Source organism: Pseudomonas sp. NUPR-002 (genome assembly GCF_056322725.1).
The window spans coordinates 1,543,827-1,567,802 of sequence record NZ_CM150476.1; the positions used below are offsets into that span (position 1 = coordinate 1,543,827).

The 23,976-nt window shown below is 61.1% G+C and carries 25 protein-coding genes; 14 read left to right on the forward strand and 11 right to left on the reverse strand.

What is annotated here, in order from left to right:
• The first annotated feature begins 46 nt into the window (after positions 1-46).
• The 4 genes from ACVWSC_RS07155 to ACVWSC_RS07170 all read left to right on the forward strand — a co-directional run bounded on the left by ACVWSC_RS07155 (position 47) and on the right by ACVWSC_RS07170 (position 4,386).
• Positions 47-649, forward strand: a complete 603-nt coding sequence (locus tag ACVWSC_RS07155) for an outer membrane protein (protein ID WP_442112718.1) — start codon at positions 47-49, stop codon at positions 647-649.
• Positions 650-755: 106 nt separating this feature from the next.
• Positions 756-1,433, forward strand: coding sequence for a response regulator (locus ACVWSC_RS07160; protein ID WP_442112720.1), 678 nt, complete (start codon positions 756-758; stop codon positions 1,431-1,433).
• Positions 1,430-2,776 (forward strand): ATP-binding protein, encoded by a 1,347-nt coding sequence (locus ACVWSC_RS07165; RefSeq protein ID WP_442112722.1) that lies wholly within the window; start codon positions 1,430-1,432, stop codon positions 2,774-2,776. The genes ACVWSC_RS07160 and ACVWSC_RS07165 overlap by 4 nt, the downstream gene beginning before the upstream one ends.
• Positions 2,777-3,063: 287 nt before the next feature.
• Positions 3,064-4,386: a dicarboxylate/amino acid:cation symporter gene (locus tag ACVWSC_RS07170; protein ID WP_442112724.1), complete on the forward strand. Its 1,323-nt coding sequence runs from the start codon at positions 3,064-3,066 to the stop codon at positions 4,384-4,386.
• Between the two features lie 71 nt (positions 4,387-4,457).
• Here the strand turns inward: ACVWSC_RS07170 and ACVWSC_RS07175 are convergent, their stop codons facing one another.
• Positions 4,458-4,952: a SprT family zinc-dependent metalloprotease gene (locus ACVWSC_RS07175; protein WP_442112726.1), complete on the reverse strand. Its 495-nt coding sequence runs from the start codon at positions 4,950-4,952 to the stop codon at positions 4,458-4,460.
• 205 nt (positions 4,953-5,157) lie between these two features.
• Positions 5,158-5,757 carry a Yip1 family protein gene (locus ACVWSC_RS07180; protein WP_442112728.1) on the reverse strand — a complete coding sequence of 200 codons (600 nt, stop codon included), beginning with the start codon at positions 5,755-5,757 and terminating at the stop codon, positions 5,158-5,160.
• A 271-nt stretch (positions 5,758-6,028) separates the two neighbouring features.
• Here ACVWSC_RS07180 and ttcA point away from each other — a divergent pair, with 271 nt between their 5' ends.
• Positions 6,029-6,853, forward strand: coding sequence for a tRNA 2-thiocytidine(32) synthetase TtcA (gene ttcA / locus ACVWSC_RS07185; protein ID WP_442112730.1), 825 nt, complete (start codon positions 6,029-6,031; stop codon positions 6,851-6,853).
• Between the two features lie 5 nt (positions 6,854-6,858).
• Complete coding sequence (locus ACVWSC_RS07190; RefSeq protein ID WP_442112732.1) at positions 6,859-7,530, forward strand: DNA-3-methyladenine glycosylase I; 672 nt, start codon at positions 6,859-6,861, stop codon at positions 7,528-7,530.
• 81 nt (positions 7,531-7,611) lie between these two features.
• Here the strand turns inward: ACVWSC_RS07190 and ACVWSC_RS07195 are convergent, their stop codons facing one another.
• From ACVWSC_RS07195 to arsC, 3 genes are read right to left on the reverse strand one after another with little or no spacing between them, the layout of a single operon-like run.
• Complete coding sequence (locus ACVWSC_RS07195; RefSeq protein ID WP_442112734.1) at positions 7,612-8,022, reverse strand: DUF2069 domain-containing protein; 411 nt, start codon at positions 8,020-8,022, stop codon at positions 7,612-7,614.
• Positions 8,015-8,620 carry an NAD(P)H:quinone oxidoreductase gene (wrbA, locus tag ACVWSC_RS07200; protein WP_442112736.1) on the reverse strand — a complete coding sequence of 202 codons (606 nt, stop codon included), beginning with the start codon at positions 8,618-8,620 and terminating at the stop codon, positions 8,015-8,017. The genes ACVWSC_RS07195 and wrbA overlap by 8 nt, the downstream gene beginning before the upstream one ends.
• Positions 8,617-8,970: an arsenate reductase (glutaredoxin) gene (gene arsC, locus ACVWSC_RS07205; protein ID WP_442112738.1), complete on the reverse strand. Its 354-nt coding sequence runs from the start codon at positions 8,968-8,970 to the stop codon at positions 8,617-8,619. The genes wrbA and arsC overlap by 4 nt, the downstream gene beginning before the upstream one ends.
• 86 nt (positions 8,971-9,056) lie before the next feature.
• Between arsC and ACVWSC_RS07210 the strand changes: the two genes are divergently transcribed.
• Complete coding sequence (locus tag ACVWSC_RS07210; protein WP_442112740.1) at positions 9,057-9,521, forward strand: TlpA disulfide reductase family protein; 465 nt, start codon at positions 9,057-9,059, stop codon at positions 9,519-9,521.
• A 74-nt stretch (positions 9,522-9,595) separates the two neighbouring features.
• Here the strand turns inward: ACVWSC_RS07210 and ACVWSC_RS07215 are convergent, their stop codons facing one another.
• The 4 genes from ACVWSC_RS07215 to ACVWSC_RS07230 all read right to left on the reverse strand — a co-directional run bounded on the left by ACVWSC_RS07215 (position 9,596) and on the right by ACVWSC_RS07230 (position 14,274).
• Positions 9,596-10,000: an META domain-containing protein gene (locus tag ACVWSC_RS07215; RefSeq protein WP_442112742.1), complete on the reverse strand. Its 405-nt coding sequence runs from the start codon at positions 9,998-10,000 to the stop codon at positions 9,596-9,598.
• On the reverse strand, positions 9,997-10,434 hold the full coding sequence (locus ACVWSC_RS07220; RefSeq protein WP_442112744.1) for a hypothetical protein: 438 nt from the start codon (positions 10,432-10,434) through the stop codon (positions 9,997-9,999). The genes ACVWSC_RS07215 and ACVWSC_RS07220 overlap by 4 nt, the downstream gene beginning before the upstream one ends.
• Before the next feature lie 31 nt (positions 10,435-10,465).
• Positions 10,466-11,455: a 2-hydroxyacid dehydrogenase gene (locus ACVWSC_RS07225; protein ID WP_442112746.1), complete on the reverse strand. Its 990-nt coding sequence runs from the start codon at positions 11,453-11,455 to the stop codon at positions 10,466-10,468.
• Positions 11,456-11,520: 65 nt separating this feature from the next.
• Positions 11,521-14,274 (reverse strand): response regulator, encoded by a 2,754-nt coding sequence (locus ACVWSC_RS07230; protein WP_442112748.1) that lies wholly within the window; start codon positions 14,272-14,274, stop codon positions 11,521-11,523.
• 217 nt (positions 14,275-14,491) lie between these two features.
• Between ACVWSC_RS07230 and ACVWSC_RS07235 the strand changes: the two genes are divergently transcribed.
• The 7 genes from ACVWSC_RS07235 (at position 14,492) to ACVWSC_RS07265 (ending at position 22,803) form a co-directional block, all read left to right on the forward strand.
• Positions 14,492-15,208 carry a response regulator transcription factor gene (locus tag ACVWSC_RS07235; protein WP_442112750.1) on the forward strand — a complete coding sequence of 239 codons (717 nt, stop codon included), beginning with the start codon at positions 14,492-14,494 and terminating at the stop codon, positions 15,206-15,208.
• Positions 15,180-16,553, forward strand: a complete 1,374-nt coding sequence (locus ACVWSC_RS07240) for a histidine kinase sensor domain-containing protein (RefSeq protein WP_442112752.1) — start codon at positions 15,180-15,182, stop codon at positions 16,551-16,553. Before ACVWSC_RS07235 ends, ACVWSC_RS07240 begins: the two co-directional genes overlap by 29 nt.
• Before the next feature lie 186 nt (positions 16,554-16,739).
• A complete protein-coding gene (gene cysM / locus ACVWSC_RS07245) occupies positions 16,740-17,642 on the forward strand; it encodes a cysteine synthase CysM (RefSeq protein ID WP_442112754.1) in 903 nt (300 codons plus the stop codon).
• Positions 17,642-19,000 (forward strand): 23S rRNA (uracil(1939)-C(5))-methyltransferase RlmD, encoded by a 1,359-nt coding sequence (gene rlmD, locus ACVWSC_RS07250; protein ID WP_442112756.1) that lies wholly within the window; start codon positions 17,642-17,644, stop codon positions 18,998-19,000. Before cysM ends, rlmD begins: the two co-directional genes overlap by 1 nt.
• Before the next feature lie 99 nt (positions 19,001-19,099).
• On the forward strand, positions 19,100-21,340 hold the full coding sequence (gene relA, locus ACVWSC_RS07255; RefSeq protein ID WP_442112758.1) for a GTP diphosphokinase: 2,241 nt from the start codon (positions 19,100-19,102) through the stop codon (positions 21,338-21,340).
• A gap of 67 nt (positions 21,341-21,407) precedes the next feature.
• Positions 21,408-22,238: a nucleoside triphosphate pyrophosphohydrolase gene (gene mazG / locus ACVWSC_RS07260; protein ID WP_442112760.1), complete on the forward strand. Its 831-nt coding sequence runs from the start codon at positions 21,408-21,410 to the stop codon at positions 22,236-22,238.
• Between the two features lie 25 nt (positions 22,239-22,263).
• A complete protein-coding gene (locus ACVWSC_RS07265; RefSeq protein WP_442112762.1) occupies positions 22,264-22,803 on the forward strand; it encodes a DUF2058 domain-containing protein in 540 nt (179 codons plus the stop codon).
• Between the two features lie 46 nt (positions 22,804-22,849).
• On the opposite strand, the gene ACVWSC_RS07270 is transcribed toward ACVWSC_RS07265, so the two are convergent.
• Together ACVWSC_RS07270 and ACVWSC_RS07275 are read right to left on the reverse strand one after the other, a co-directional pair.
• Complete coding sequence (locus tag ACVWSC_RS07270) at positions 22,850-23,032, reverse strand: hypothetical protein (RefSeq protein WP_442112764.1); 183 nt, start codon at positions 23,030-23,032, stop codon at positions 22,850-22,852.
• A gap of 230 nt (positions 23,033-23,262) precedes the next feature.
• Positions 23,263-23,973, reverse strand: a complete 711-nt coding sequence (locus ACVWSC_RS07275) for a DUF3108 domain-containing protein (RefSeq protein ID WP_442112766.1) — start codon at positions 23,971-23,973, stop codon at positions 23,263-23,265.
• Between the last annotated feature and the right edge of the window lie 3 nt (positions 23,974-23,976).

The following is a 23,976-nucleotide window of genomic DNA, read 5'->3' on the forward strand; positions in this document are numbered from 1 at the left end:
ACTCTGGCTTCAACACCCAAACGGCACATTGCCAGGAGTAAACCTTATGAAAGCGCTCAACACGCTGTTCCTCGCCGTCGCCTTTTTCGGCGCCAGTGCTGCTGTCCAGGCAGCTGACACGACCTTCGCCGGTGTCACTTACGGCCAGACCAGCGACAAGATCAAAAAGTCCGGCCTGCTCAGCAGCAATACCGATCACCTCAACACCGACGGCATCATCAGCAAAGACGACACCTGGGGCGTCCGTGTCGGGCAGATGAATGACCAGCGCCGCTACTACCTCACCTATGACAACGTTTCCAACGACCATAGCGGCCTGAAAATGCGTCAGGAAAACCTGCTCGGCAGCTACGACATGTTCTACCCGCTGGGTAACAGCACCAAACTGTTCGGCGGCGCCAGCGCCGGTGTCACCAAGCTCAGCCAGGAGTCGTCCGGCTATAGCCGCGACACCGACACCGGCTATGCCGTAGGCCTGCAGGCCGGTGTGCTGCAACAGGTCACCGACAATGCCTCGGTGGAACTGGGCTACCGTTACCTGCGCAGCAATGCCAGCACCGAGCTGGTCGAGCATGGCGGTTCGAAGATCGGCACCCTGCGCCTGGACAGCAGTGCGCAAACCTATCTGTCGGCCAACTACGCCTTCTGAGCCGCTGATCAGACGCGCCGAACCGGCTGTGCAGGGGCAGGGCCGGTTCGCTGTTATGCTGCAGGCGCCAGGTAGGTTGCCGCAGGTGTGTATTAGGGAGGAAGCTATGAAACTGCTGGTGGTTGAGGACGAAGCGCTGCTGCGTCATCACTTGTACAGCCGCTTGAGTGAAAGCGGCCACGTGGTTGAGGCCGTGGCAGATGCCGACGAGGCGTTGTACCAGGCCGAGCAATACAACCATGACCTGGCGGTGGTCGATCTGGGCCTGCCAGGCATGAGCGGCCTGGACCTGATCCGTCAATTACGCTCCCAGGGCAAGAGTTTCCCGATTCTGATCCTCACCGCGCGCGGCAACTGGCAAGACAAGGTCGAAGGCCTGGCGGCCGGTGCGGACGACTATGTGGTCAAGCCGTTCCAGTTCGAAGAGCTGGAGGCGCGCCTCAATGCCCTGTTGCGTCGCTCCAGTGGCTTCGTGCAGTCGACCATCGCCGCGGGGCCATTGCTGTTGGACCTGAACCGTAAGCAGGCAACCCTCGACGATGAACCGCTGGCGCTGACGGCCTATGAGTACCGCATTCTGGAGTACCTGATGCGCCATCATCAGCAGGTGGTGGCCAAGGACCGTTTGATGGAGCAACTGTATCCCGATGACGATGAGCGCGATCCGAATGTGATCGAAGTGCTGGTCGGCCGTCTGCGGCGCAAGCTTGAGGGCAACAACGGCTTCAAACCGATCGATACGGTACGTGGCCTGGGCTATCTGTTTACCGAGCGCTGCCGATGATCCGCTCGCTGCGCTTGCGTTTGATGGCGGCGGCGGCGTTGCTGGCCGTGTTGTTCATGCTGGCGCTGCTGCCGGCCTTGCAAAAGACCTTCAGCCTGGCGTTGCAGGAGGCGATCGAAAAGCGCCTGGCGTCAGACGTGACCACCCTGATTTCTGCGGCACGCATCGAGCATAACCAGCTGCAGATGCCGATGTTGCTTCCCGATGAACAATTCAACCTGCCAGACAGCCGCTTGCTCGGTTACATCTACGATCGCCAGGGCAATCTGGTCTGGCGTTCACGCGCGACCGCCGATGAAAACATCAACTACACCCCGCGCTATGACGGCCGTGGTAACGAATTTGCGCGGATCCGCCAGGACGATGGTGAGGAGTTTTTTGTCTACGACGTCGAGGTCAAGCTGCTCGGCGGCAAAACCGCCGCCTTCAGTATCGTTGCCCTGCAACCGGTGCGTGAGTACCAGCAAACCCTCAATGGTCTGCGTGAGCGCCTGTACCTGGGCTTTGGTGCGGCGCTGCTGGCCTTGCTGGTGTTGCTCTGGGCCGGTCTGACCTGGGGGTTGCGTTCCTTGCGCCAATTGAGCCACGAGTTGGACGATGTCGAGTCCGGTGCCCGTGAAGGGCTCAGTGCGCAACACCCGCGGGAGTTGCTGCGCCTGACTGGCTCGCTGAACCGGCTGCTGCGCAGTGAGCGTGAACAGCGCCAACGCTACCGCGATTCATTGGGCGACCTGGCCCACAGCCTGAAAACCCCGCTGGCAGTGCTGCAAGGGGTGAGTGAAAGCCTGGGCCAGCGTCGCGAAGACCGCGAGCAGTCGCGAATCCTGCAAAGCCAGATCGAACGCATGAGCCAGCAGATCGACTACCAGCTGCAGCGTGCCAGCCTGCGCAAGAGCGGCCTGGTGCGTCACCAGGTGCTGCTGCGGCCATTGCTGGAAAGCCTGTGCAGCACCCTGGCCAAGGTGTACCGCGACAAGCAAGTCAAAGTCACCCTGGATATTCCCGAACACGCCGTGGTGCCGATGGAGCAGGGCGCTTTGCTGGAGCTGCTTGGCAACCTGCTGGAAAACGCCTACCGCCTGTGCTTGAGCCAGGTGCGTGTCAGCCTGCGTGATCAACCCACACAGGTTGAACTGTGCGTCGAAGATGATGGCCCTGGCGTGCCGCCGGCGCAGCGCGAACGCATCCTGCAGCGCGGCGAACGCCTGGATCGGCAGAACCCGGGGCAGGGCATCGGTCTGGCGGTGGTCAAGGACATCATCGACAGCTATGACGCCAGTCTCACCCTCGAAGATTCGCCCTTGGGCGGCGCCGCGTTTCGTATTGGCCTGAGCCGCGACTAAGGTGCTTCACGCCGGGCGGATTACCGCCATCCTTGTCCCTTTGCAAAACATGTCGGGCGGAAATCCGCCAAGCCGCTCGGCATTTCTGCTTCCTCATTGTGCGTTGAACCCCAGCAAATACGGGGTCTGCACCGCTAAAGCGCATTTTGGCATCGGGCTTGCTATTGCCTAGACAGAGTTCTGCCAGGCAGCTCGACACAACAAATCCCTCCAGTGCAGGAGGGTTCGCGCTTTAGGTACCCCCGCGTCCTGGGAAGGATCGGTCCGGTACACTTGAGGAAATAGCCATGACGACGCGTCAGCCACTGTACAAATCGCTGTATATCCAGGTGTTAGTAGCGATCACCATCGGTATCCTGCTGGGCCACTTCTACCCTGAAACCGGCGTTGCCCTGAAACCGTTGGGTGACGGGTTCGTCAAACTGATCAAGATGGTTATTGCCCCGATCATCTTCTGCACCGTGGTCAGCGGCATCGCTGGCATGCAAAGCATGAAGTCGGTCGGCAAGACCGGTGGCTATGCGCTGCTCTACTTCGAAATCGTCTCGACCATTGCCCTGATCATCGGCCTGGTCGTGGTCAACGTGGTCAAGCCTGGCGCTGGCATGCACATCGACGTCAGCACCCTGAACGCCAGCAGCGTGGCCGCGTATGCCGCCGCCGGCGCGCAGCAGACCACCGTCGGCTTCCTGCTCAACATCATCCCTAACACCGTGGTTGGCGCCTTCGCCAACGGTGACATCCTGCAAGTACTGATGTTCTCGGTGATCTTCGGTTTTGCCCTGCATCGCCTGGGTGCCTACGGCAAACCGCTGCTCGACCTGATCGACCGTTTCGCCCATGTCATGTTCAACATCATCAACATGATCATGAAGCTGGCGCCGGTCGGTGCCTTTGGTGCCATGGCGTTCACCATCGGCCAGTACGGTGTGGGTTCGCTGGTGCAGTTGGGCTACCTGATGGCCTGCTTCTATGTCACCTGCGTACTGTTCATTCTGGTGGTGCTGGGTGGTATTGCCCGCGCTCACGGCTTCAGCGTTATCAAGCTGATCCGCTACATCCGTGAAGAGCTGATGATCGTACTCGGCACCTCGTCGTCCGAGTCGGCCCTGCCACGCATGCTGACCAAAATGGAGCGCCTGGGTGCGAAGAAGTCGGTAGTGGGTCTGGTGATCCCGACCGGCTACTCGTTCAACCTCGACGGTACCTCGATCTACCTGACCATGGCGGCGGTGTTTATCGCTCAGGCCACTGACACCACCATGGACATCACCCACCAGATCACCTTGCTGCTGGTGCTGCTGGTGGCGTCCAAAGGTGCTGCGGGCGTGACCGGCTCGGGCTTTATCGTGCTGGCGGCAACCCTGTCGGCTGTTGGCCACCTGCCGGTTGCCGGCCTGGCGCTGATCCTCGGTATCGACCGCTTCATGTCTGAAGCCCGCGCCTTGACCAACCTGATCGGTAACGCCGTGGCGACCGTGGTGGTGGCCAAGTGGGTCAAGGAGCTGGACGAAGACAAGCTGCACAGTGAGCTGGCTTCGGGTGGTTCGCCGCTGGTTGATACCCGTCCGATGGATGATCTGGGTGTGGCTGAAGGTCCGGCTCGCTAATAGTCGTCGGCCTTATTCGCGGGGCAAGCCCGCTCCCCCAGTGTGGGAGCGGGCTTGCCCCGCGATGCTTTCTACTCCACCCGCGTCTCGCCGCTATACACCAAGGTATGCCGACAGCGCCGACACAGGTAGCGCCGCCCCTGGCGCACCAGGCTGTGACGTTGGGCCGAGAAGGCGAAGTCGCTGTCTACACATGGGCAGCGATAGATGTAGCGCGTCACCGTGCGCCGTTTCACGGCATAGTTGTGGCAGCGGTTAGGCGGCAGCTCGTACACCCCACGCATAATCAATTGCCACTCTTCGCCATGCGGCTGGATACGGTCACCAAACAATTGGTGCGCCACCAGGTGGGCAACTTCGTGGGCCACGGTTTGCTTGAGAAAGTCTTCACTGTTTTCACGGTACAACTGCAGGTTGAAACGCAGCAGGTTCTCATGCAAATGGGCGACGCCAGCCTTTTGCCCACGCAGTTTGAAACTGACTTCAGGGCGAGGGAAGGGGCGCTTGAAAAAGGTTTCGGCTTGCTGGTAACAGGTTTCGACGCGTGATTTGAGCAGTTCGGGCATATCGGGGAACACTCCTGACCGGCAATTATGCCGCAACCGTCGCAGCACTGCCGAGCCACCTGTCAGCGCACAGCATCAGGCCACCTTGCGGTGGCCTGATGGTTTCTGCGCCTATGTTGCAGTGTTTCTTATAGTGGTAGGGGCGGGCTTGCCCCGCGATGGCGGTGTCTCAGTCACATCGTATCGCGGGGCAAGCCCGCTCCTACTAGTTGGTGTACACAGGCCCCACGCCAAGTCCCCAGACAATCACGGTGAAGGCCATGATGGCGACCAGCACCACCAGGCCGACCGCCAGTACCGAACTCGAGAACAGGAAGCCTTCATCTGAAGGTATGTTCATGAAGGTCGGCAGGCCGACATAGAGCAGATAAACCGTGTAGCACACGGCTGCCGTGCCGATGATCATTCCCAGCCACAGGTGGGGGTAAAGCGCCGCCAGGCCGCCAACGAACAGCGGCGTTGCGGTGTAGGTGGCGAACGCGATGCAGCGCGCCATACTCGGGTTGGCATCGTAGGTTCGCGCCATCCAGTGAATGAACGCACCCATCACGGCGACGCCGGCCAGCATGGCCAGGTACGACATGATGGTCATCCATAGCGCGCTTTCCTGGGTCAGCATGACCGGGGCGCGATCGCCGATGACCCAGCCGACCTGGGTGGTGCCGATAAACGCTGATACCGCAGGGATTGCCGCCAGTATCAGGGTATGGGTCAGGTACATGTGGCTGATGCTTTCTTCCTCGCCACGGATTTCTTTCCATTCTTGGTCAGGATGGGTAAACAGCCCCAAAACGTGATGGATCATGCCAGTCACTCCTTCCGTTGTTGCCATCGCCCCCCAGCGGAGCGCTTGCGACCCCAAGTGATGGGGGCCAGAGGATCGAGGTCACCTTTGATGTGGCCTTATGTCGCAGTATAGGAAGGAGTTAGCTGCTCAAAGCCCGCTTTTTAGAGCAAATTGCGCTGTCAGTGCTGCGGCTAATCACCTTGCAGTCTTTATCGGATTGGCCTACGCCTATCGGCGGTTTGTGCGTAAAATAGCCCGCTTTTGTCACACCTCGCGGATTCCAAGCGCTATGGGCACCCTTTCGGTCAACCAGAACAAACTGCAAAAACGCCTGCGTCGTCTCGCTGGCGAAGCCATCACCGACTTCAACATGATTGAAGACGGTGACAAGGTCATGGTCTGCCTGTCCGGCGGCAAAGACAGCTACACCATGCTCGATGTTCTGCTGTACCTGCAGAAAGTGGCGCCGATCAAGTTCGAAATCGTCGCGGTGAACATGGACCAGAAGCAACCGGGCTTCCCTGAGCACGTGCTGCCGGCCTACCTCAAGAGCCTCGGCGTCGATTACCACATCGTCGAGAAAGACACCTACTCGGTGGTCAAGGAGCTGGTTCCGGAAGGCAAGACCACTTGCTCGCTGTGCTCGCGCCTGCGTCGCGGCACCCTGTACACCTTCGCCGACGAAATCGGCGCGACCAAGATGGCCCTCGGTCACCACCGTGACGACATTGTCGAGACCTTCTTCCTCAACATGTTCTTCAACGGCACGCTCAAGGCCATGCCGCCGAAGCTGCGCGCCGATGACGGCCGTAACGTGGTGATCCGCCCGCTGGCCTACTGCAGCGAGAAAGACATCCAGGCTTACTCGGACCTGAAAGAATTCCCGATCATTCCGTGCAACCTGTGCGGTTCGCAGGAAAACCTGCAGCGTCAGGTGGTCAAGGACATGCTGGTGGAGTGGGAACGCAAAACCCCGGGCCGTACCGAGAGCATCTTCCGTGGCCTGCAGAACGTGGTGCCGTCGCAACTGGCCGACCGCAACCTGTTCGACTTCGTTAACCTCAAGATCGACGACACGGCGCCGCCTCGCTTTCTCGACGTGCTGAACCTCTGACCGGCATGCGTGACTATCAATGGCTGCATGAGTACTGCCTGAATCGCTTCGGCTCTGCCGAGGCGCTGGAGGCGTACCTGCCTCAGGCGAAAAGCGCAGAGCAACTGCGTGCCCTCAGTGCCGACCGTTACCTGTCGCTGCTGGCCCTGCGGGTGTTTCGCGCTGGGCTCAAGCACAGCCTGGTAGACGCCAAGTGGCCAGCCTTCGAGCAGGTGTTCTTCGGTTTTGATCCGCACAAGGTCGTGCTGATGGGCGCCGAGCACCTTGAGCGGCTGATGCAGGACACACGGATCATCCGTCACCTGGGCAAGCTCAAGAGCGTGCCGCGCAATGCGCAGATGATCCTCGACGTCGAAAAGCAGCAGGGCAGCTTTGGCAATTTCATTGCCGACTGGCCGGTGACCGATATCGTTGGCCTGTGGAAGTTTCTGGCCAAGCATGGCAATCAGCTCGGTGGGCTGTCGGCGCCGCGTTTCTTGCGCATGGTCGGCAAAGACACCTTCATCCCCACCGATGACATGAGTGCGGCGTTGATAGCCCAGGGCATCATCGACAAGCCGCCGACCAGCCAGCGCGATCTGGCCTTGGTCCAGGCGGCGTTCAACCAGTGGCATGCCGAAAGTGGCCGGCCGCTGTGTCAGTTGTCAGTGATGTTGGCGCACACCGTCAATCATTAGTGCTCTGTGGGAGTGGGCCTGCCCCGCGATTGCGATCTGCCAGACACATCGCATCGCGGGGCAAGCCCGCTCCTACAGGTTTCAGTTTTCTCCAGCCAACCGCCGGTCGTACTGAAAACGCCAGCGCACATACAGCAAGGCGCTGACAAACAGTGCCAGGCTGATCGCCACTTCCAGCCAGCCGAACAGCGCCCGTGCCGGGTCGAAGGCGGCCAGTACCCCTTTGATGAAGTACAGGTTGACCACGAAGCAGGTCCAGGCGTGGGCACGTGCATTACCCAGGAGCATCCCGGGCAACAGCAGCGCCAATGGCACCAACTCGACCGCCAGGATCACCCCGATGCGCGCACCGTGCAGGTCGGCGAACATCAGGTTGTTGATCGTCAGCAGCGCGATCAGGCCGAAAAAACTCGCCAGGCTCAACGCCCGCGCCAGGCGCAGGCGGGGTGCCAGCCAGTCTAACGAGGGCAGCACCTTGGGCTTTTTAGCCACGGCTGTTCTCCAGCAGTTTGGCGGTGGTTGCCAGGCGTTGCCCCAAGGCGCGGCACAGGGCGATTTCGTCGGCATCCAGGTCGCGTTTACCGTCGGCCCCGGCGTGGTGGCTAGCGCCATACGGGGTGCCACCGCCACGGGTTTCCAGCAAGGCCGACTCGCTGTAGGGCAGGCCCATGATCAACATGCCGTGGTGCATCAACGGCAGCAGCATCGACAGCAAGGTCGACTCCTGACCGCCGTGCAGGCTGGCGGTAGAGGTGAACACTGCCGCTGGCTTGCCGACCAGGCCACCGCTGAGCCACAGGCTGCTGGTGCCGTCGATGAAGTACTTCAGCGGCGCGGCCATATTGCCAAAGCGCGTCGGGCTGCCCAGGGCCAGGCCCGAGCAGTGGCGCAGGTCGTCGAGGGTGGCGTACAGCGCGCCGGATTCGGGAATGTCCGGGGCGACCGCTTCACATTCGGTGGAAATCGCTGGGACGGTGCGGATACGCGCTTCCAGGCCGCTCATTTCGACGCCACGGGCAATCTGCCGCGCCATCTCGCTGGTCGAGCCGTGGCGGCTGTAGAACAGAATCAGAATGTACGGTGCGCTCACGGCAGGATCTCCAGCACCTTCTCTGGCGGACGGCCGATCACGGCTTTGTCACCGGCGACCAGGATCGGCCGCTCGATCAGTTTCGGGTGCTTGACCATGGCCTCGATCAACTGCGCCTCGCTTAAGTCCGGGGCGGCCAGGTTCAGGTCTTTGTACTCGTCTTCACTGGTGCGCAGCAGTTGGCGTGCGCTGATGCCCAGCTTTTCCAGCAGGGCCTTGAGCGTGGCTGCATCGGGGGGTGTTTCCAGGTAGCGAACCACCGTTGGCGCCAGGCCGCGGGCTTCGAGAATTTCAAGCGCGCCACGGGATTTGGAGCAGCGAGGATTGTGATAGAGGGTCAGGTCAGTCATGTTCGGGTCGCATCCAGCAGGGTGTGGCGGCTATTCTAACCGCAGCGACTTCGCATTTTGCTTGAATCTTCGAGAAGGATTGACCCATGACAAGGCGTTTGGCAGCAGCACTGGCCATCACCGCGAGCTTGCTGCTCGGTGGTTGCGGTGCAGACTATGGCCTGGACCAGAACGGACAGACCGTGAAAGCCGAGCAGATGGACGGGCACTGGCTGGTGCTCAATTACTGGGCCGAGTGGTGTGGCCCGTGCCGGACTGAAATTCCGGAACTCAACGCCGCCGCTAAACAGTGGCAGGCGCAAGGCATCAAGGTGGTCGGGGTGAACTTCGATGGCCTGCAGGGAGAAGAGCTGAAAAAAGCCAGTGAGGCCCTGGGGATCGGCTTCACCGTATTGGCCAGCGACCCGGCCGAGCGTTATGAGCTGCCGCGCAGCGAAGCCTTGCCGGTGACTTACATCATCGATGACAAGGGCAAGGTACGTGAGCAGTTGATGGGCGAGCAGACCCTGGAAGGGTTGAACGCCAAGATCAAGGCGCACAAGGGTAGCTGATCGGGGTGGGTTCTATCGCGGGGCAAGCCCGCTCCTACCGGACTGGTGGGAGCGGGCTTGCCCCGCGATGCATTTCAGCCCTCTTCAGGCCAAAAGCGCAAAGGCTTGCCTTCGGCAGGCCAGAACCGTACCTGCTCGATCGGCGAGATGTCCCAGCGCTGGACCGTCTCCAGCGCCTGCAGGAAGCGCTTTTCCTGTTCCATCAAGGCCGGGGCGCACAGTTTGCGGGTGCTGCCGACTTTGCCGAAGGTCAGTGTGTGGCCGTCCAGCTGGTAAGGCGCGAACCAGTGGTTGCAGCCCGCGTTGCCATAGGCGCGGCCGTCGTCAGCCAGGGTCAGGGTCAGGTGGCTGTAGTCCATCAACGGGCGTTCGCCGATCCATTCCAGAATATAGCTACGCTCTTGTTCCAGCTTCATCGGCTCTGCGGCGCACCCCAGCAGGGTGGTGCCGGCCAGGGCTGAGAGCAACAGGGTTTTCACTGGGCCGTCTCCTTGCATTTCGGGCACAGGTGCTTGTCGCTACGGCTGCTCCAGCCCAGTTCGGCAATGCGGGCAGTGGCGGCAGGCTGCAGGGCTTTTTTGCCCAGCTTGGCATCAACCGCAAACTCGAAGCTCAGGTTGGCCTGGCAGCTGTCGCAATTGACTTGCCAAGTGTGGATGGCCAGCTCGCCAAACACCGGGCCACTGGCAACCGCGACCCATTGACCGGTCGGGTTGATCAGGTGGCGTACGGTTTCCACGGTCAGGCGCATGGACAAGTCTTTGCTGCCCTTGAGGGTGACCAGCAAAACATCGTGCTTCTGGATCGAGCCACCGTTGCCAGTCACCTGGTAGCGGCCTGGCACCAGGGCGCGGCATTCGATCAGGGTGTGTTGCGGGTTAAACAGGTTGTAGCGGAAATCGTGTTCGACCATGGGTCCTCCAAATCTGCCGCGTATCCTAGCATCAACCCTCGACCAAGTTTTGCGGATTGCCTGCCGCCCAGCGGGTAATGTTGTCGAGTGTCGTTTCAGCAATCGCCGCCAGGGCTTCACGGGTAAGGAACGCCTGGTGGGCGGTAACGATCACGTTGGGGAAGGTCAGCAGGCGCGCCAGCACGTCGTCTTGCAATGGCAGGTCGGAGCGGTCTTCGAAGAACAGTTGGGCTTCTTCTTCGTAGACATCCAGGCCGAGGTAGCCCAATTGACCCTCCTTCAAGGCTTCAATCAGCGCCGGGGTATCGATCAGCGCGCCGCGTCCGGTGTTGATCAGCATGGCGCCGGGCTGCAGTTGGGCCAGGCTCTGTGCGTTGATCAAGTGGCGGGTGTGCTCGGTCAATGGGCAATGCAGGCTGATGATCTGTGCCTGGCGCAGCAGTTCGGGCAGTTCCAGGTAGCGTGCGCCGAGGGCCAGCAGTTCGGGGTTGGGGTAGGGGTCGTAGGCCAGCAGCTGGCAGCCGAAACCGGCCATGATCCGCGCAAAGGTGGCGCCGATCTGGCCGGTACCGACCACGCCGACGGTTTTCCCGTGCAGGTCGAAGCCGGTCAGGCCATGCAGGCTGAAGTTGCCTTCGCGGGTGCGGTTGTAGGCACGGTGCAAACGCCGGTTGAGGGCCAGGATCAGGGCGACGGCATGCTCGGCGACGGCGTGGGGGGAGTAGGCGGGGACGCGTACCACCGCCAGGCCCAGGCGTTTTGCTGCCGCCAGGTCGACATGGTTGTAACCGGCCGAGCGCAGGGCGATCAGGCGCGTACCGCCTGCGGCAAGGCGCTCAAGCACCGGGGCACTGAGGTCATCGTTGATGAAGGCGCAGACCACTTCATGGCCTCCGGCAAGCGCGGCGGTGTCTTCAGTCAGGCGTGCGGGCTGGAAATGCAGCTCCAGGCCGTGGGTCGCCGGGGCGTGGTTGAAGCTGTCCTGATCGTAGGTCTGGCTGCTGAAAAACAGTACACGCATGGGGTCTTCCTGAGTCGATTGCGGGTCACTTTAGCCGTAAGGGCTGTTCGTCATCTTGCTGCAGATCAGGCGCTCAGGCGCGCCTGGGCAGTGAGTCGGATAATCGCCCGGTCCAGCTCGTCCAGAGCATGGGGTGCTTCGGGGTCATTCTGTTTGAGCAGGGTTTCGCTGCGCTGGCAGGCGGCGCGCAATTGTGGCACCCCGCAGTAGCGAGAGGCGCCGTTGAGGCGGTGCACCCGTTCGATCACCCCATTGCGGTCGGCGGCATCGCGGGCGATGCGAATCGCCTCACGGTCGGCTTCCAGCGAAGCCAGCAGCATGGCCAGCATGTCGGCAGCCAGGTCGGGTTTGCCAGCCGCCAGGCGCAAGCCTTCCTCCGGATCGAGCACCTTGAGTTCACTGTTGTTGGCGATGCGTTCTGGCTGGCGTTCACTGTGCGGCGCGGCGATGTTCAGCCCGGTCCACTTGAGCACCACTTGCGCCAGTTGCCGCTCACTGATCGGTTTGGTCAGGTAGTCGTCCATCCCACTGTGCAGCAAGGCACGTTTTTCGTTAGCCATGGCGTGCGCGGTGAGGGCGACGATCGGCAGCGGTGCGCCGTTCTGGCTGCTTTCCCAGCGGCGGATCTGCTCGGTGCACTCGCGACCGTCCATGCCCGGCATCTGCACATCCATCAACACCAGATCGAAGCGTTCATCCTGCACGGCCTGCACGGCGGCATAACCACTGTCGACCGCCAGCACCGAGGCGCCCATGTCTTCGAGCAAGGTCTGCACCAGCAGCAGGTTGGCCGGGTTGTCGTCGACACACAGTACTTTCGGCAGCGGCTGTTCGCTGTTGGCCTGGGCCTCGTTGATACCGCGTCGAGGCTGCACCAGATCAAGCAGGGCGCGGCGCAACTTGCGGGTACAGGCCGGCTTGGCCTGGAGCTGGCTGTGGGCGTTGGGCAGATACGGGTGATAGAGCGCCTGCTCGGTGGTCGGGCACAGCACCAGGGCCTGGCACTCCAGGCGCTCCAGTTGTTGGATGTATTGGCCCAGGCGCTCTGGCGATACGCTGTCGAGGTTGACCCCCAGTACCGCCAGGGTAAAGGGTTCGCCTGCCATCCGCGCTGCTGCCGTGGCGTGCAGCAGCGGATCGATTGAGTTGAACGCCGTGACCCGCAAGCCGCAGTCTTCCAGTTGGTGTTCCAGGGCCTGACGCGCCAGCTCATGGGCATCGACAATCGCTACCCGGCGATCCACCAGCGATTGCAGCGGCAGGTCCTCGGCGTCGTCACGGGCTTTGGGCAGGCGCACACTGACCCAGAATTGCGAGCCTTCGCCCGGCGTGCTGTCGACCCCGATCTCGCCACCCATTTGCTCAATCAGGCGTTTGGAAATCACCAGGCCCAGGCCGGTGCCGCCGGGTTGGCGAGACAACGAGTTGTCGGCCTGGCTGAAGGCTTGAAACAGTGCTCGCACATCCTGGCTGGACAGGCCGATGCCGGTGTCTTGAACACTGATTCGCAGTTGTACGCTGTCTTCGTGCTCTTCTTCGAGCATGGCGCGGGTGACGATGGTGCCTTCGCGGGTGAACTTGATCGCATTGCTGATCAGGTTGGTGAGGATCTGCTTGAGCCGCAACGGGTCGCCCACCAGCGACAGCGGCGTGTCACGGTACACCAGGCTGACCAGCTCCAACTGCTTGGCGTGAGCGGCAGGGGCGAGGATGGTCTGGGTGTCCTGGATCAGGTCGCGCAGGTTGAATGGAATGCTGTCGAGCACCAGCTTGCCGGCCTCGATCTTGGAGAAGTCGAGAATCTCGTTGATGATTCCCAGCAGGCTGCTGGCCGACTTCTCGATGGTGCCGAGGTAGTCGAGCTGACGCGGGGTCATCTCACTTTTCTGCAGCAGGTGGGTGAAGCCGAGAATGCCATTGAGCGGCGTGCGAATCTCGTGGCTCATGTTGGCGAGGAACTCGGACTTGATCCGGCTGGCCTCCAGGGCCTCCTTGCGCGCCATGTCCAGCTCGATGTTCTGGATCTCGATGGTTTCCAGGTTCTGGCGCACATCTTCAGTGGCCTGGTCGATGCTGTGCTGCAACTCTTCATGGGCGTTGTGCAGGGATTCGGCCATGCGGTTGATACCGGCGGCCAGCTCATCCATTTCGTAACTGCCCATGGCCGGCAGACGCTCTTCCAGGTTGCCGTCCTTGAGCTGGGTCACCGCGTGCTTGATCTGACCGATCGGGTCGTTGATCGTGCGGCTCATGCGCATCGCCAGCAGGGCTGTGGCGAGCAGGCCGAAAAATATCAGCAGCAGGCTGGTAAACAGGCTGCGGTAGCCGCGCAACAGCGTGCCGTCGTGGGACAGCTCGATTTCTACCCAGCCCAGCAGCCGATCGGTTTCGCTGGGAATATGTTCGCCGGCCAGGTCACGATGGTGGCCGAATACCGGCAGCAAGTAGCGGGTCGCATCACGGCCAGTGCGTTGCAATAGCTCAGTGCCGCCACCGGCCGGGGCCTGGTTGAGCATGCTCGGCCCCGCGTGGGCAAGGTTGTTGCGCTCCGGGCTGAGCAGGGCGACGGCGCGCACATCGGCTTGTTCCAGGGTTTGCGCGGCGACGCGCTCCAGCTGTGCCAGGTCGTGGCGCGCCAGGGCCGGTGCCACCAAAGGCGCCAGATGCTCGGCGATCATCTTGCCGCGCTGCAGCAATTGGGTTTGCAGCTCGCTCTGCTGCAGCCAGGTGAAATAGCTGCCCAGCACCAACGCCATCAGGCCGGCAGGCATCAAGGCCAGCAGCAATACGCGGCTGCGGATTCCCAAACTGTTGAGCACGCAACTCTCCTGTGCCTGGCAAGTGCTGTAAATCGCCGTCGGCGCTAAGCGACGGAGCAAATCGGAAAAGTACCGCGCCTGCTGACGCAATGCACTCATTTGTAGCTATTTTCGACGTGGGCAAAATCTTAGTGGCAGCCCCGGCCAGCAGTTGCGGGTTGAATGAGCAAGGCAATTACTCAATAATCGCGTAACTGAGAATTGCTAGCACCCGCCAATGAATCCCGAAGTCGTTAGTGAATCCACCATACTTGCCATTGAGGACGATCCCGTTCTCGGCGCGCACCTGCACGAAACACTGCAACGTGGCGGCTTCAAGGTCACCTGGTGCAGAAGTGGGCGCGACGGCCTGGATGTCGCGCGCCAGTCACGTTTCGATGTGGTGCTGATGGACATCCTGCTGCCGGGCCTCAATGGTCTGGACGTGCTGGCAAAGTTTCGCGAAAGCAGCTCGACGCCGGTAATCATGATGTCGGCCCTGGGCGCCGAGGCTGACCGTATCAGTGGCTTCCAGCGCGGCGCCGACGACTACCTGCCCAAGCCGTTCAGTATGGCTGAATTGCAGGTGCGTATCGAAGCGATCCTGCGCCGTGTGGCACTGGAGCGCCGCCGTCAGGCGCCAGTCACGCACGCGGTCAGTGCCTTGCAGTTCGACGAGCAGGCCTGTGATGTGCACTGCGGCGAGCGCTGGGCGGGTTTGACCCTGAGCGAGTACCGTCTGCTCGACACGCTGCACCGCAGCCATGAAGAAGTGCTGAGCAAAGCCTTCCTTTACCAGCAAGTACTACAGCGCGGCTACGCACGTCACGACCGCAGCCTGGACATGCATGTCAGCCAGATCCGCCGCAAGCTCAAGGCTATCGGCTATCAAGAGCGGGAAGTGCGCACGGTGTGGGGTAAGGGCTATGTGCTCAGCGCCGCTGAGGTCAACTGAATTGCCCAGCCGTCACTCGTTGTTCTGGAAGCTGGCGATCCTGCTGGTGGGCTTCTGTTTGCTGATGATCGGCCTGAGCTGGAGCTGGGGTCGGCACATGGAAACCCAGAACGCTTTTCTTTCTAAAGAAGCGCGCGCGACCCTGACCCACTATGCTGCCGAAGCCGAACAGGCCTGGGAGCAGGGCGGGCAGTCGGGTGTGGATGCCTGGTTGGTTGACATGGCCAGCAAGGAAAACACCTGGCTCGCTGTGCTCGGGCCCGACTTGCAGTCGTTGAGCAGCACCCCGCTGACATCAGAACAAGCGCGCAAAATCACCTTCCTGCGCGGTATCGACTGGCCTGTCAGCCGCCGCGTGATCGGCTTGCCATGGATGCGCGTCCCCTTTGTTGAACACCCCGAGCAGGGATTGCTGGTGATTGAATTGCCGCAACGCCTGTTACCCGGCCAGTACCGCCTGTTCTGGCGGATCATGACCAACGGCATCATTCCCGGTTTGTTCACCCTGTTGCTGTGCGTAGGGTTGTACCGCATGTTGATCATGCCGTTGATCCAGCTGCGCGAGCAGGCCAACGCCTGGCGCGCGGATCAACTGTCGGCACGGGTAGCCAGCAGTACCACCAGCCGCCGGGATGAGCTGGGCGAGCTGGGCCGTGCCTTCGATGACATGGCCGAACGCCTGCAGGGCACGGTTGCCTTGCAGCAACAGTTGTTGCGTGACCTGTCCCACGAGTTGCGCACACCCTTGAGTCGGCTGCGCGTCGCCAGCGAAGGTGAAGTGGACGCCGAGCAACTTCGCGACCGCGTGAGTCGAGAAATCGATTGCATGCAGCGACTGGTGGAAGACGCCTTGCAACTGGCCTGGCTCGACACCGAGCGGGCACCGCTGAGCAAAGAGCCCATCCAGGTTCAGGCGTTGTGGGAGATGCTCGCTGAGGATGCCTGTTTCGAAAGCACCTGGCCGACGGCGCAACTGCATTGCGCGCTGGATGCCTCGTGTTGGGTGCAGGGTAACCTCAACACCCTGGCGCAGGCGCTGGAGAACATCCTGCGCAATGCCATCCGCCATTCGCCTGCTACCGGCGTGATTCGCCTGGATGGGCGTCGTCAGGGCGATCACTGGCTACTGTGGCTGGAAGATCAGGGCGGGGGGGTGGCCGAGTCTGAGCTGGAGCGCATCTTCGCGCCGTTTACCCGGCTGGACGGTTCGCGTCCGGGGGATGGTGGATTTGGCCTGGGCCTGAGCATCGCCCGCAACGCCATCGCCCGTCAGGGCGGCCGCTTGTGGGCGCAGAACACCGGTGAAGGCTTGCGCCTGAACATCCAACTGCCAATCGCCGTGTAGGAGCGGGCTTGCCCCGCGATACGATGTGACTGACACACCGCAATCGCGGGGCAAGCCCGCTCCCACAGTAAGCCCGCTCCTACAGCTTATAGCTTTGCGCTATAACCCCTACACATTGCGTGATATGGGCAACGCGCGTTTGCCGGTATGATAGGCGCCCCCGCAGTCTGGATTGCGAACTACGCCATGACCTTGCAGTACCCAACCATCGCCGATTGCGTCGGCAACACGCCTCTGGTCCGCCTTCAGCGCATTGCCGGTGAGACCAGCAACACCCTCCTGCTCAAGCTTGAAGGTAATAACCCGGCAGGTTCGGTCAAGGACCGCCCAGCGCTGTCGATGATCACCCGCGCCGAACTGCGTGGGCAGATCAAGCCAGGCGACACGCTGATCGAAGCGACCTCGGGCAATACCGGGATCGCCTTGGCCATGGCGGCGGCGATCAAAGGTTACAAAATGATCCTGATCATGCCTGACAACTCCAGTGCCGAGCGCAAGGCGGCCATGACCGCTTATGGCGCCGAGCTGATTCTGGTCAGCAAGGAAGAAGGCATGGAAGGCGCGCGCGATCTGGCAGATCGTCTGCAAGCCGACGGCCGTGGCCTGGTACTCGACCAGTTCGGCAACGGTGACAATCCCGAAGCCCACTATGTCAGCACCGGCCCTGAAATCTGGCAGCAGACCCAGGGCACTATTACCCATTTCGTCAGTTCCATGGGCACCACCGGCACCATCATGGGCTGCTCGCGTTACCTCAAAGAGCAGAACCCAGCGGTACAGATCGTCGGTCTGCAGCCGATGGAAGGCTCGGCTATTCCGGGCATCCGTCGCTGGCCTGAAGAATACCTGCCGAAAATCTACCAGGCCGATCGTGTCGATCGCGTGGTCGATATGGCGCAGAGTGAAGCTGAAGAGACGACTCGCCGTCTGGCCCGAGAAGAGGGCATTTTCTGTGGCGTGTCTTCTGGTGGTGCAGTGGCAGCCATGTTGCGGCTGTCGCGCGAGCTGGAAAACGCCGTGATCGTGGCAATCATTTGTGACCGTGGCGACCGTTACCTGTCGACCGGCATTTTCGACGCGGCGAACTGATGTCCAAAAGTAAACGTAACAGCGGCCTGCGCTTCCAGCCGGCCGGCGGTAGCCGTACTCCGCAGATCCCCACCGGCAAAAAGCAGCGCTTGCGTATTGAGCGCCTGACCGGTGATGGTCGCGGCATTGCTTTTCTCGAAGGGCGCACCTGGTTTGTCAGTGGTGCGCTGGCCGAGGAAGAGGTTGAAGCACGGGTGCTCAACGCCCACGGCAAAGTGGTCGAAGCGCGTCTGGAGCGGGTGTTCACCGCCAGCCCGGAACGCCGTGAAGCACCCTGCAAACATTTCGATCGCTGCGGCGGCTGCAATTTGCAGCACCTGCCGCATGCCGATCAACTGGCGCTGAAACAGCGCTTGCTGGCTGAGCAGTTGCAGCGCGTTGCCGGTGTCGTCCCTGAGCGCTGGGCCAGCCCGTTGAGCGGTCCTGAGTTTGGTTACCGGCGTCGTGCGCGGGTCGCGGTGCGCTGGGACAACAAAGCGAAAAAGCTCGACGTCGGGTTCCGCGCTGAAGCCAGCCAGGACATCGTCGCCATCGATGACTGCCCGGTGCTGGTACAACCCTTGCAGGCCATCATGCGTCATTTGCCGCTGCTGTTGCAGAGCTTGAGCAAACCGCAGGTGGTTGGCCATGTCGAGTTGTTCAGTGGTACCGCAGTGGCTTTGCTGCTGCGCCACACCGCGCCATTGGCAGATGCAGACCTTGCGCGGGTACAGGCGTTTTGCGCCGAGGCCAACGTGCAGCTGTGGTTACACGGTGACGGTGAACCTTATCCGGTTGATGCCAGTCAGAGCCTCGGCTTTACCCTGACACCCTGGAACCTGGAGCTGGCGTACCGGCCTGGGGACTTTGTGCAGGTCAACGCTGAGGTCAACACGGCAATGATCGAGCAGGCGCTGGCCTGGCTGGCGCCGCAAGCCGACGAGCGCGTACTCGATCTGTTCTGCGGCCTGGGCAATTTTGCCTTGCCGCTGGCCCGTCAGGTGCGCGAAGTGGTGGCGGTTGAAGGGGTACAGGCAATGGTCGAGCGGGCAGCGGCCAATGCACGAAACAACAATTTGCATAATACGCAGTTTTTTCAGGCCGATTTATCGCAGCCTTTGTCTGCCTCCGGCTGGGCCGCTGGAGGCTTTTCTGCGGTACTCTTGGACCCACCGCGAGACGGTGCTTACGAGGTAGTGCGAAATATCGCAGACCTTGGGGCGAAACGTCTGGTGTATGTATCGTGCAACCCGGCAACCCTGGCCCGCGACACGCTCGAGCTGGTCAGGCAGGGTTACCGGCTAAAATGTGCCGGGATTCTCGACATGTTTCCTCAAACGGCGCATGTCGAAGCCATGGCGTTATTCGAAGCGGGCTAGCGGGACTGGCGCGTCAGGCGCTGCACCTTGGGTCCGGCAGGGGCAGCACCAGTGATTTCAAGCGCATCGCGAATGCGCTGTAGGGAAAGGTAAACAAAGATGGTACAGGTGAGAGTGCACCAGCCGGTCAACACAGACGGCAGTATCAATCTCGAAGCATGGCTGGATCATGTGGTGAGCGTCGACCTGGCGCTGGACCGTGAAGCCCTCAAGGCGGCTTGCGAGTTCGCTCAGGAAATCGAGAAAAAGGGGAACCCGGCCAAGCATTCCTGGGCCGATGGCACCTCCAGTTTTCAGGCCGGCCTGGAAATTGCCGAAATCCTCGCTGACCTCAAGCTTGACCAGGATTCGCTGGTAGCCGCAGTGATTTACCGCGCCGTGCGCGAAGGCAAGGTGACCCTGGCCGAAGTCGGTCAACGCTTTGGCCCGGTGGTGTCAAAACTGATCGACGGCGTGCTGCGCATGGCCGCCATCAGCGCCAGTCTCAGCCCTCGCCAGTCGCTGGTGCTGGGTTCCCAGGCGCAGGTCGAGAACCTGCGCAAAATGCTTGTGGCCATGGTTGATGACGTGCGCGTGGCGCTGATCAAGCTGGCTGAGCGTACCTGCGCGATCCGTGCGGTCAAAGGCGCCGACGACGAAAAACGTCACCGCGTCGCCCGCGAAGTCTTCGATATCTACGCCCCGCTGGCGCATCGCTTGGGCATCGGCCATATCAAGTGGGAGCTGGAAGACCTGTCGTTCCGCTACCTGGAGCCGGAGCAGTACAAGCAGATCGCCAAGCTTCTGCACGAGCGCCGCCTGGACCGTGAGCGGTTCATCAGCGATGTGATGAACCAGCTGCAGAATGAGTTGCTGGCTACCGGGGTCAAGGCCGACATCAGTGGCCGGGCCAAGCACATCTATTCGATCTGGCGCAAAATGCAGCGCAAAGGCCTGGAATTCAGCCAGATCTACGACGTGCGCGCCGTGCGTGTACTGGTGCCGGAAATGCGCGATTGCTACACCGCGCTGGGTATCGTGCACACCCTCTGGCGGCATATCCCGAAAGAATTCGACGACTACATCGCCAACCCCAAGGAAAACGGCTATCGCTCCTTGCACACCGCAGTGATCGGCCCCGAGGGCAAGGTGCTGGAAGTGCAGATCCGTACCCACGCCATGCACGAAGAGGCCGAACTCGGCGTTTGTGCGCACTGGCGTTACAAGGGCACCGACGTCAAGTCCAGCTCCAACCATTACGAGGAGAAGATCTCCTGGTTGCGGCAGGTGCTGGAGTGGCACGAAGAGCTGGGTGACATCGGCGGCCTGGCTGAGCAGCTGCGGGTTGATATCGAACCCGACCGGGTCTACGTGTTTACCCCGGACGGCCATGCGATCGACCTGCCCAAAGGCGCCACGCCGCTGGACTTCGCTTACCGCGTGCATACCGAAATCGGTCACAACTGCCGCGGCGCGAAGATCAACGGACGGATCGTACCGCTCAACTACAGCCTGCAGACCGGTGAGCAGGTCGAGATCATCACCAGCAAACACGGCAACCCGAGCCGTGACTGGCTGAACTCCAACCTCGGTTACGTCACCACCTCGCGGGCGCGGGCCAAGATCGTTCACTGGTTCAAGCTGCAGGCCCGTGACCAGAACGTGGCCGCCGGCAAAACCCTGCTTGAGCGTGAACTCAACCGCCTGGGCCTGCCGCAGGTCGACTTTGAGCGGTTGGCGGAAAAAGCCAACCTCAAGGCGGCTGAAGACATGTTCGCCTCGCTGGGGGCCGGTGACTTGCGCCTGGCGCACCTGGTCAACGCTGCCCAGCAGTTGGTTGAGCCGGAGCGCAGTGGCCACGTTGAGCTGGTGCCGCGCAAGGCGACCGGGTACAAGCCAGGCAAGCGTGGCGATATCCAGATTCAGGGTGTTGGCAACCTGCTGACGCAAATGGCCGGTTGCTGCCAACCGCTGCCAGGCGATGCGATTGTCGGCTACATCACCGTAGGGCGTGGGGTAACGATTCACCGTCAGGACTGCGCCTCGGTGTTGCAACTGGCGGGGCGCGAGCCCGAGCGGATCATCCAGGTCAGCTGGGGCCCGGTGCCGGTGCAGACCTACCCGGTCGACATCATCATTCGTGCCTACGACCGTCCGGGCTTGCTGCGTGACGTCTCCCAGGTACTGCTCAACGAGCGGATCAACGTTCTGGCGGTCAATACCCGCTCGAACAAGGAAGACAACACCGCGCTGATGTCGCTGACCATCGAGATTCCGGGGCTGGATGCGCTTGGGCGGTTGCTCGGGCGGATATCGCAGTTGCCGAACATCATCGAGACGCGGCGTAATCGTACCCCTTGAAATCATGATCGCGGGGCAAGCCCGCTCCTACAGTAGGAGCGGGCATGCCCCGCGATAAGGACCCGAGATGTACAACCTGGATGACCTGCTACACCTCATGGCCCGCCTGCGTGACCCGCAGTACGGTTGCCCGTGGGACCTCAAGCAGACCTACGCAACGATCATTCCCTATACCCTCGAAGAAGCCTACGAAGTGGCCGACGCCATCGAGCGCAGCGATTTCGAGCATTTGCAGGGTGAGCTGGGCGACCTGCTGTTTCAGGTGGTGTATTACAGCCAACTGGCCCGTGAAGAAGGCCGTTTCGAGTTTGCCGGGGTGATTGACAGCATTACCCGCAAGCTGATCCGCCGCCATCCCCATGTGTTTCCTACCGGCGAGCTGTACGCGCCGCTGGATGCGCCGAAGCTCGATGAGGCCCAGGTCAAGCAACGCTGGGAAGAGATCAAAGCTCAGGAGCGCGCCGAGAAGGGCGTTCCTGAACAGCTGTCGTTGCTCGATGATGTGCCGGCAGCCTTGCCCGCATTGTCCCGCGCCGCCAAGCTGCAAAAGCGCACGGCCAAGGTCGGCTTCGATTGGCCGGATGCCTTGCCGGTGCTGGACAAGGTCCGTGAAGAACTCGACGAAGTGCTCGAGGCAATGGCCAATAATGACAGCGCAGCGCTGGCCGAAGAGCTGGGTGATTTGCTGTTTGCCACCGTCAACCTGGCTCGGCACCTGAAGGTTGATCCGGAGAACGCCCTGCGTGGCGCGAACCAAAAGTTTGAACGACGTTTCCGATTTATTGAGCAGGCATTGCGCGAAAGCGGGCGTCCGATTGAAGATTGCACCCTGGAAGACATGGATGCGCTGTGGGGCGAAGCCAAACGTCAGGAAAAGAACCAGCCCAGCTGCGGCTGAACTGAAGTTTATAAGTGAGTGAACAATGAGCCTTTCCCTTCGTGACCAATTGCTCAAAGCCGGTCTGGTCAACCAGAAGCAGGTCAAGCAGGTCAACAAAGAGCAGAAGAAACAGAAGCGCCTGGAACACAAGGGCCAGGTCGAAGTAGACGATAGCCAGCAGCGGTTGGCCAAGGAAGCGATGGCGGAAAAAGCCCAGCGCGACCAGGAGCTCAACCGCCAGCAGCAAGAGAAAGCCGAGCAGAAGGCCCGGGCGGCGCAGGTCAAGCAGTTGATCGAAGTGTCGCGCCTGCCCAAGCTGACCACCGAGGATTACTACAACTTCGTCGACGACAAGAAGGTCAAGCGCCTGTCGGTCAACGCCCTGATGCGCAGCAAGCTGAGCAGCGGCTCGCTGGCCATCGTTGCCCACGGCGGTGGCTACGAAGTGATCCCTCGCGAGGCGGCCTTGAAGATCCAGGAGCGCGATCCCAAGCGTATTGTCTTGCTCAATACCCAGGTTGAAGCGCCGGATGCCGATGATCCGTACGCCGCTTACGTCATCCCTGACGATCTGATGTGGTAAAAACGACAAACCCCGCTTCGGCGGGGTTTGTGTTTTCTGGAGGGCGTTATTGCGGCTGCTGCCTGCTTTCCAGGAACTCAAGTTCAATCCGGTAATCATGGGCTTCATGCTCATTGTGGAACATGCCCACCAGCTCATCCTGCTGGTGCACATCCCAGATGCGCAGACCTGCTGCCAGGCTTTCATAAGACATTTTGCTTTCGTCGCGCTCAGTTACTTTGACAGTCATCTGCAAACTCCAGGTTCAGTTAACTGCGGCACTTTGTCGCAGGTCTCTTTTATAGAATTTGTTAGCTGACTAAGTAAATGCTTGCCTCATGAAACATCTTTCATGTGGGGGAGGGCTTACTGTAGGAGCGGGCTTGCCCCGCGATTGCGGTGTGCCAGGTTTACCGCAATCGCGGGGCAAGCCCGCTCCTACAGCCCATAAAAAACCCCGCACTGGGCGGGGTTCAGTAATCAGTTGCCTTTGACAGCCTTGCCATCAACCGTACCGTCTTGCAGCACGATCACGTACTCTTTGCCGTCGGTCTCGACCTGGCGCAGTTGTACCAGCAGGTAGTCCCAATCTTTGGCGAACCACAGTTCGGTAATACGTTTGCTCTGGCTTGGGTCGCGTACGCGCTCAACCTTGATGGCATCGACCTGGCCGGTTTTGGTGGTGACCTTTTCGGTACCCAGAACGCGGAAGTCGTAGGTGTCGATTTCGTCGCCATCAACCACCTGGTAGCTCACGCTTTTCTTGCCGGCAGCCACGTCGTGCTGCAGGGCCAGTTGGTAGGTGGACTTGTCGAGCACGCCACGGTTCAGCGGCAGCTTGATCGCGTCACCACGATCGGTGCCGGTGATCTGCTTGCTGTTCCAGTCAAAGTTCAGATCGACCTTCTTGGCTTTGCCCAGGCCGCCACGTTCAAAGTGGTAGGTCTGTGGCAACAGGGTGTCCTTGTCCAGGCGCAGGGTGCTTTGCTCTGTCAGGCTGGCGATCATCATCGATGCCTTGAAGTTCAGGCTCCAGGTACCGTTGGCGTTCTTTTCCAGGCTGCGCTCGGCGGTGCCGCTCATGGGCAACTGCTTCCAGTCAGCGGTGTAGCTGGCCGAGAATGGCTTGAGGTCTGCTGCCTGAAGCGGCAGTGCGAGCACGGCAAGAGCGAAGAGCAGGGCGCGACGCATAGT

What these genes read in the sequence shown, in the direction of transcription:
- ACVWSC_RS07155 (WP_442112718.1), top strand. Translation starts at nt 47, where the DNA reads ATGAAAGCGCTCAACACGCTGTTCCTCGCCGTCGCCTTTTTCGGCGCC.
- ACVWSC_RS07160 (WP_442112720.1), top strand. Translation starts at nt 756, where the DNA reads ATGAAACTGCTGGTGGTTGAGGACGAAGCGCTGCTGCGTCATCACTTG.
- ACVWSC_RS07165 (WP_442112722.1), top strand. Translation starts at nt 1,430, where the DNA reads ATGATCCGCTCGCTGCGCTTGCGTTTGATGGCGGCGGCGGCGTTGCTG.
- ACVWSC_RS07170 (WP_442112724.1), top strand. Translation starts at nt 3,064, where the DNA reads ATGACGACGCGTCAGCCACTGTACAAATCGCTGTATATCCAGGTGTTA.
- ACVWSC_RS07175 (WP_442112726.1), bottom strand. Translation starts at nt 4,952, where the DNA reads ATGCCCGAACTGCTCAAATCACGCGTCGAAACCTGTTACCAGCAAGCC.
- ACVWSC_RS07180 (WP_442112728.1), bottom strand. Translation starts at nt 5,757, where the DNA reads ATGATCCATCACGTTTTGGGGCTGTTTACCCATCCTGACCAAGAATGG.
- ttcA (WP_442112730.1), top strand. Translation starts at nt 6,029, where the DNA reads ATGGGCACCCTTTCGGTCAACCAGAACAAACTGCAAAAACGCCTGCGT.
- ACVWSC_RS07190 (WP_442112732.1), top strand. Translation starts at nt 6,859, where the DNA reads ATGCGTGACTATCAATGGCTGCATGAGTACTGCCTGAATCGCTTCGGC.
- arsC (WP_442112738.1), bottom strand. Translation starts at nt 8,970, where the DNA reads ATGACTGACCTGACCCTCTATCACAATCCTCGCTGCTCCAAATCCCGT.
- ACVWSC_RS07210 (WP_442112740.1), top strand. Translation starts at nt 9,057, where the DNA reads ATGACAAGGCGTTTGGCAGCAGCACTGGCCATCACCGCGAGCTTGCTG.
- ACVWSC_RS07220 (WP_442112744.1), bottom strand. Translation starts at nt 10,434, where the DNA reads ATGGTCGAACACGATTTCCGCTACAACCTGTTTAACCCGCAACACACC.
- ACVWSC_RS07225 (WP_442112746.1), bottom strand. Translation starts at nt 11,455, where the DNA reads ATGCGTGTACTGTTTTTCAGCAGCCAGACCTACGATCAGGACAGCTTC.
- ACVWSC_RS07235 (WP_442112750.1), top strand. Translation starts at nt 14,492, where the DNA reads ATGAATCCCGAAGTCGTTAGTGAATCCACCATACTTGCCATTGAGGAC.
- ACVWSC_RS07240 (WP_442112752.1), top strand. Translation starts at nt 15,180, where the DNA reads ATGTGCTCAGCGCCGCTGAGGTCAACTGAATTGCCCAGCCGTCACTCG.
- cysM (WP_442112754.1), top strand. Translation starts at nt 16,740, where the DNA reads ATGACCTTGCAGTACCCAACCATCGCCGATTGCGTCGGCAACACGCCT.
- rlmD (WP_442112756.1), top strand. Translation starts at nt 17,642, where the DNA reads ATGTCCAAAAGTAAACGTAACAGCGGCCTGCGCTTCCAGCCGGCCGGC.
- relA (WP_442112758.1), top strand. Translation starts at nt 19,100, where the DNA reads ATGGTACAGGTGAGAGTGCACCAGCCGGTCAACACAGACGGCAGTATC.
- mazG (WP_442112760.1), top strand. Translation starts at nt 21,408, where the DNA reads ATGTACAACCTGGATGACCTGCTACACCTCATGGCCCGCCTGCGTGAC.
- ACVWSC_RS07265 (WP_442112762.1), top strand. Translation starts at nt 22,264, where the DNA reads ATGAGCCTTTCCCTTCGTGACCAATTGCTCAAAGCCGGTCTGGTCAAC.
- ACVWSC_RS07270 (WP_442112764.1), bottom strand. Translation starts at nt 23,032, where the DNA reads ATGACTGTCAAAGTAACTGAGCGCGACGAAAGCAAAATGTCTTATGAA.
- ACVWSC_RS07275 (WP_442112766.1), bottom strand. Translation starts at nt 23,973, where the DNA reads ATGCGTCGCGCCCTGCTCTTCGCTCTTGCCGTGCTCGCACTGCCGCTT.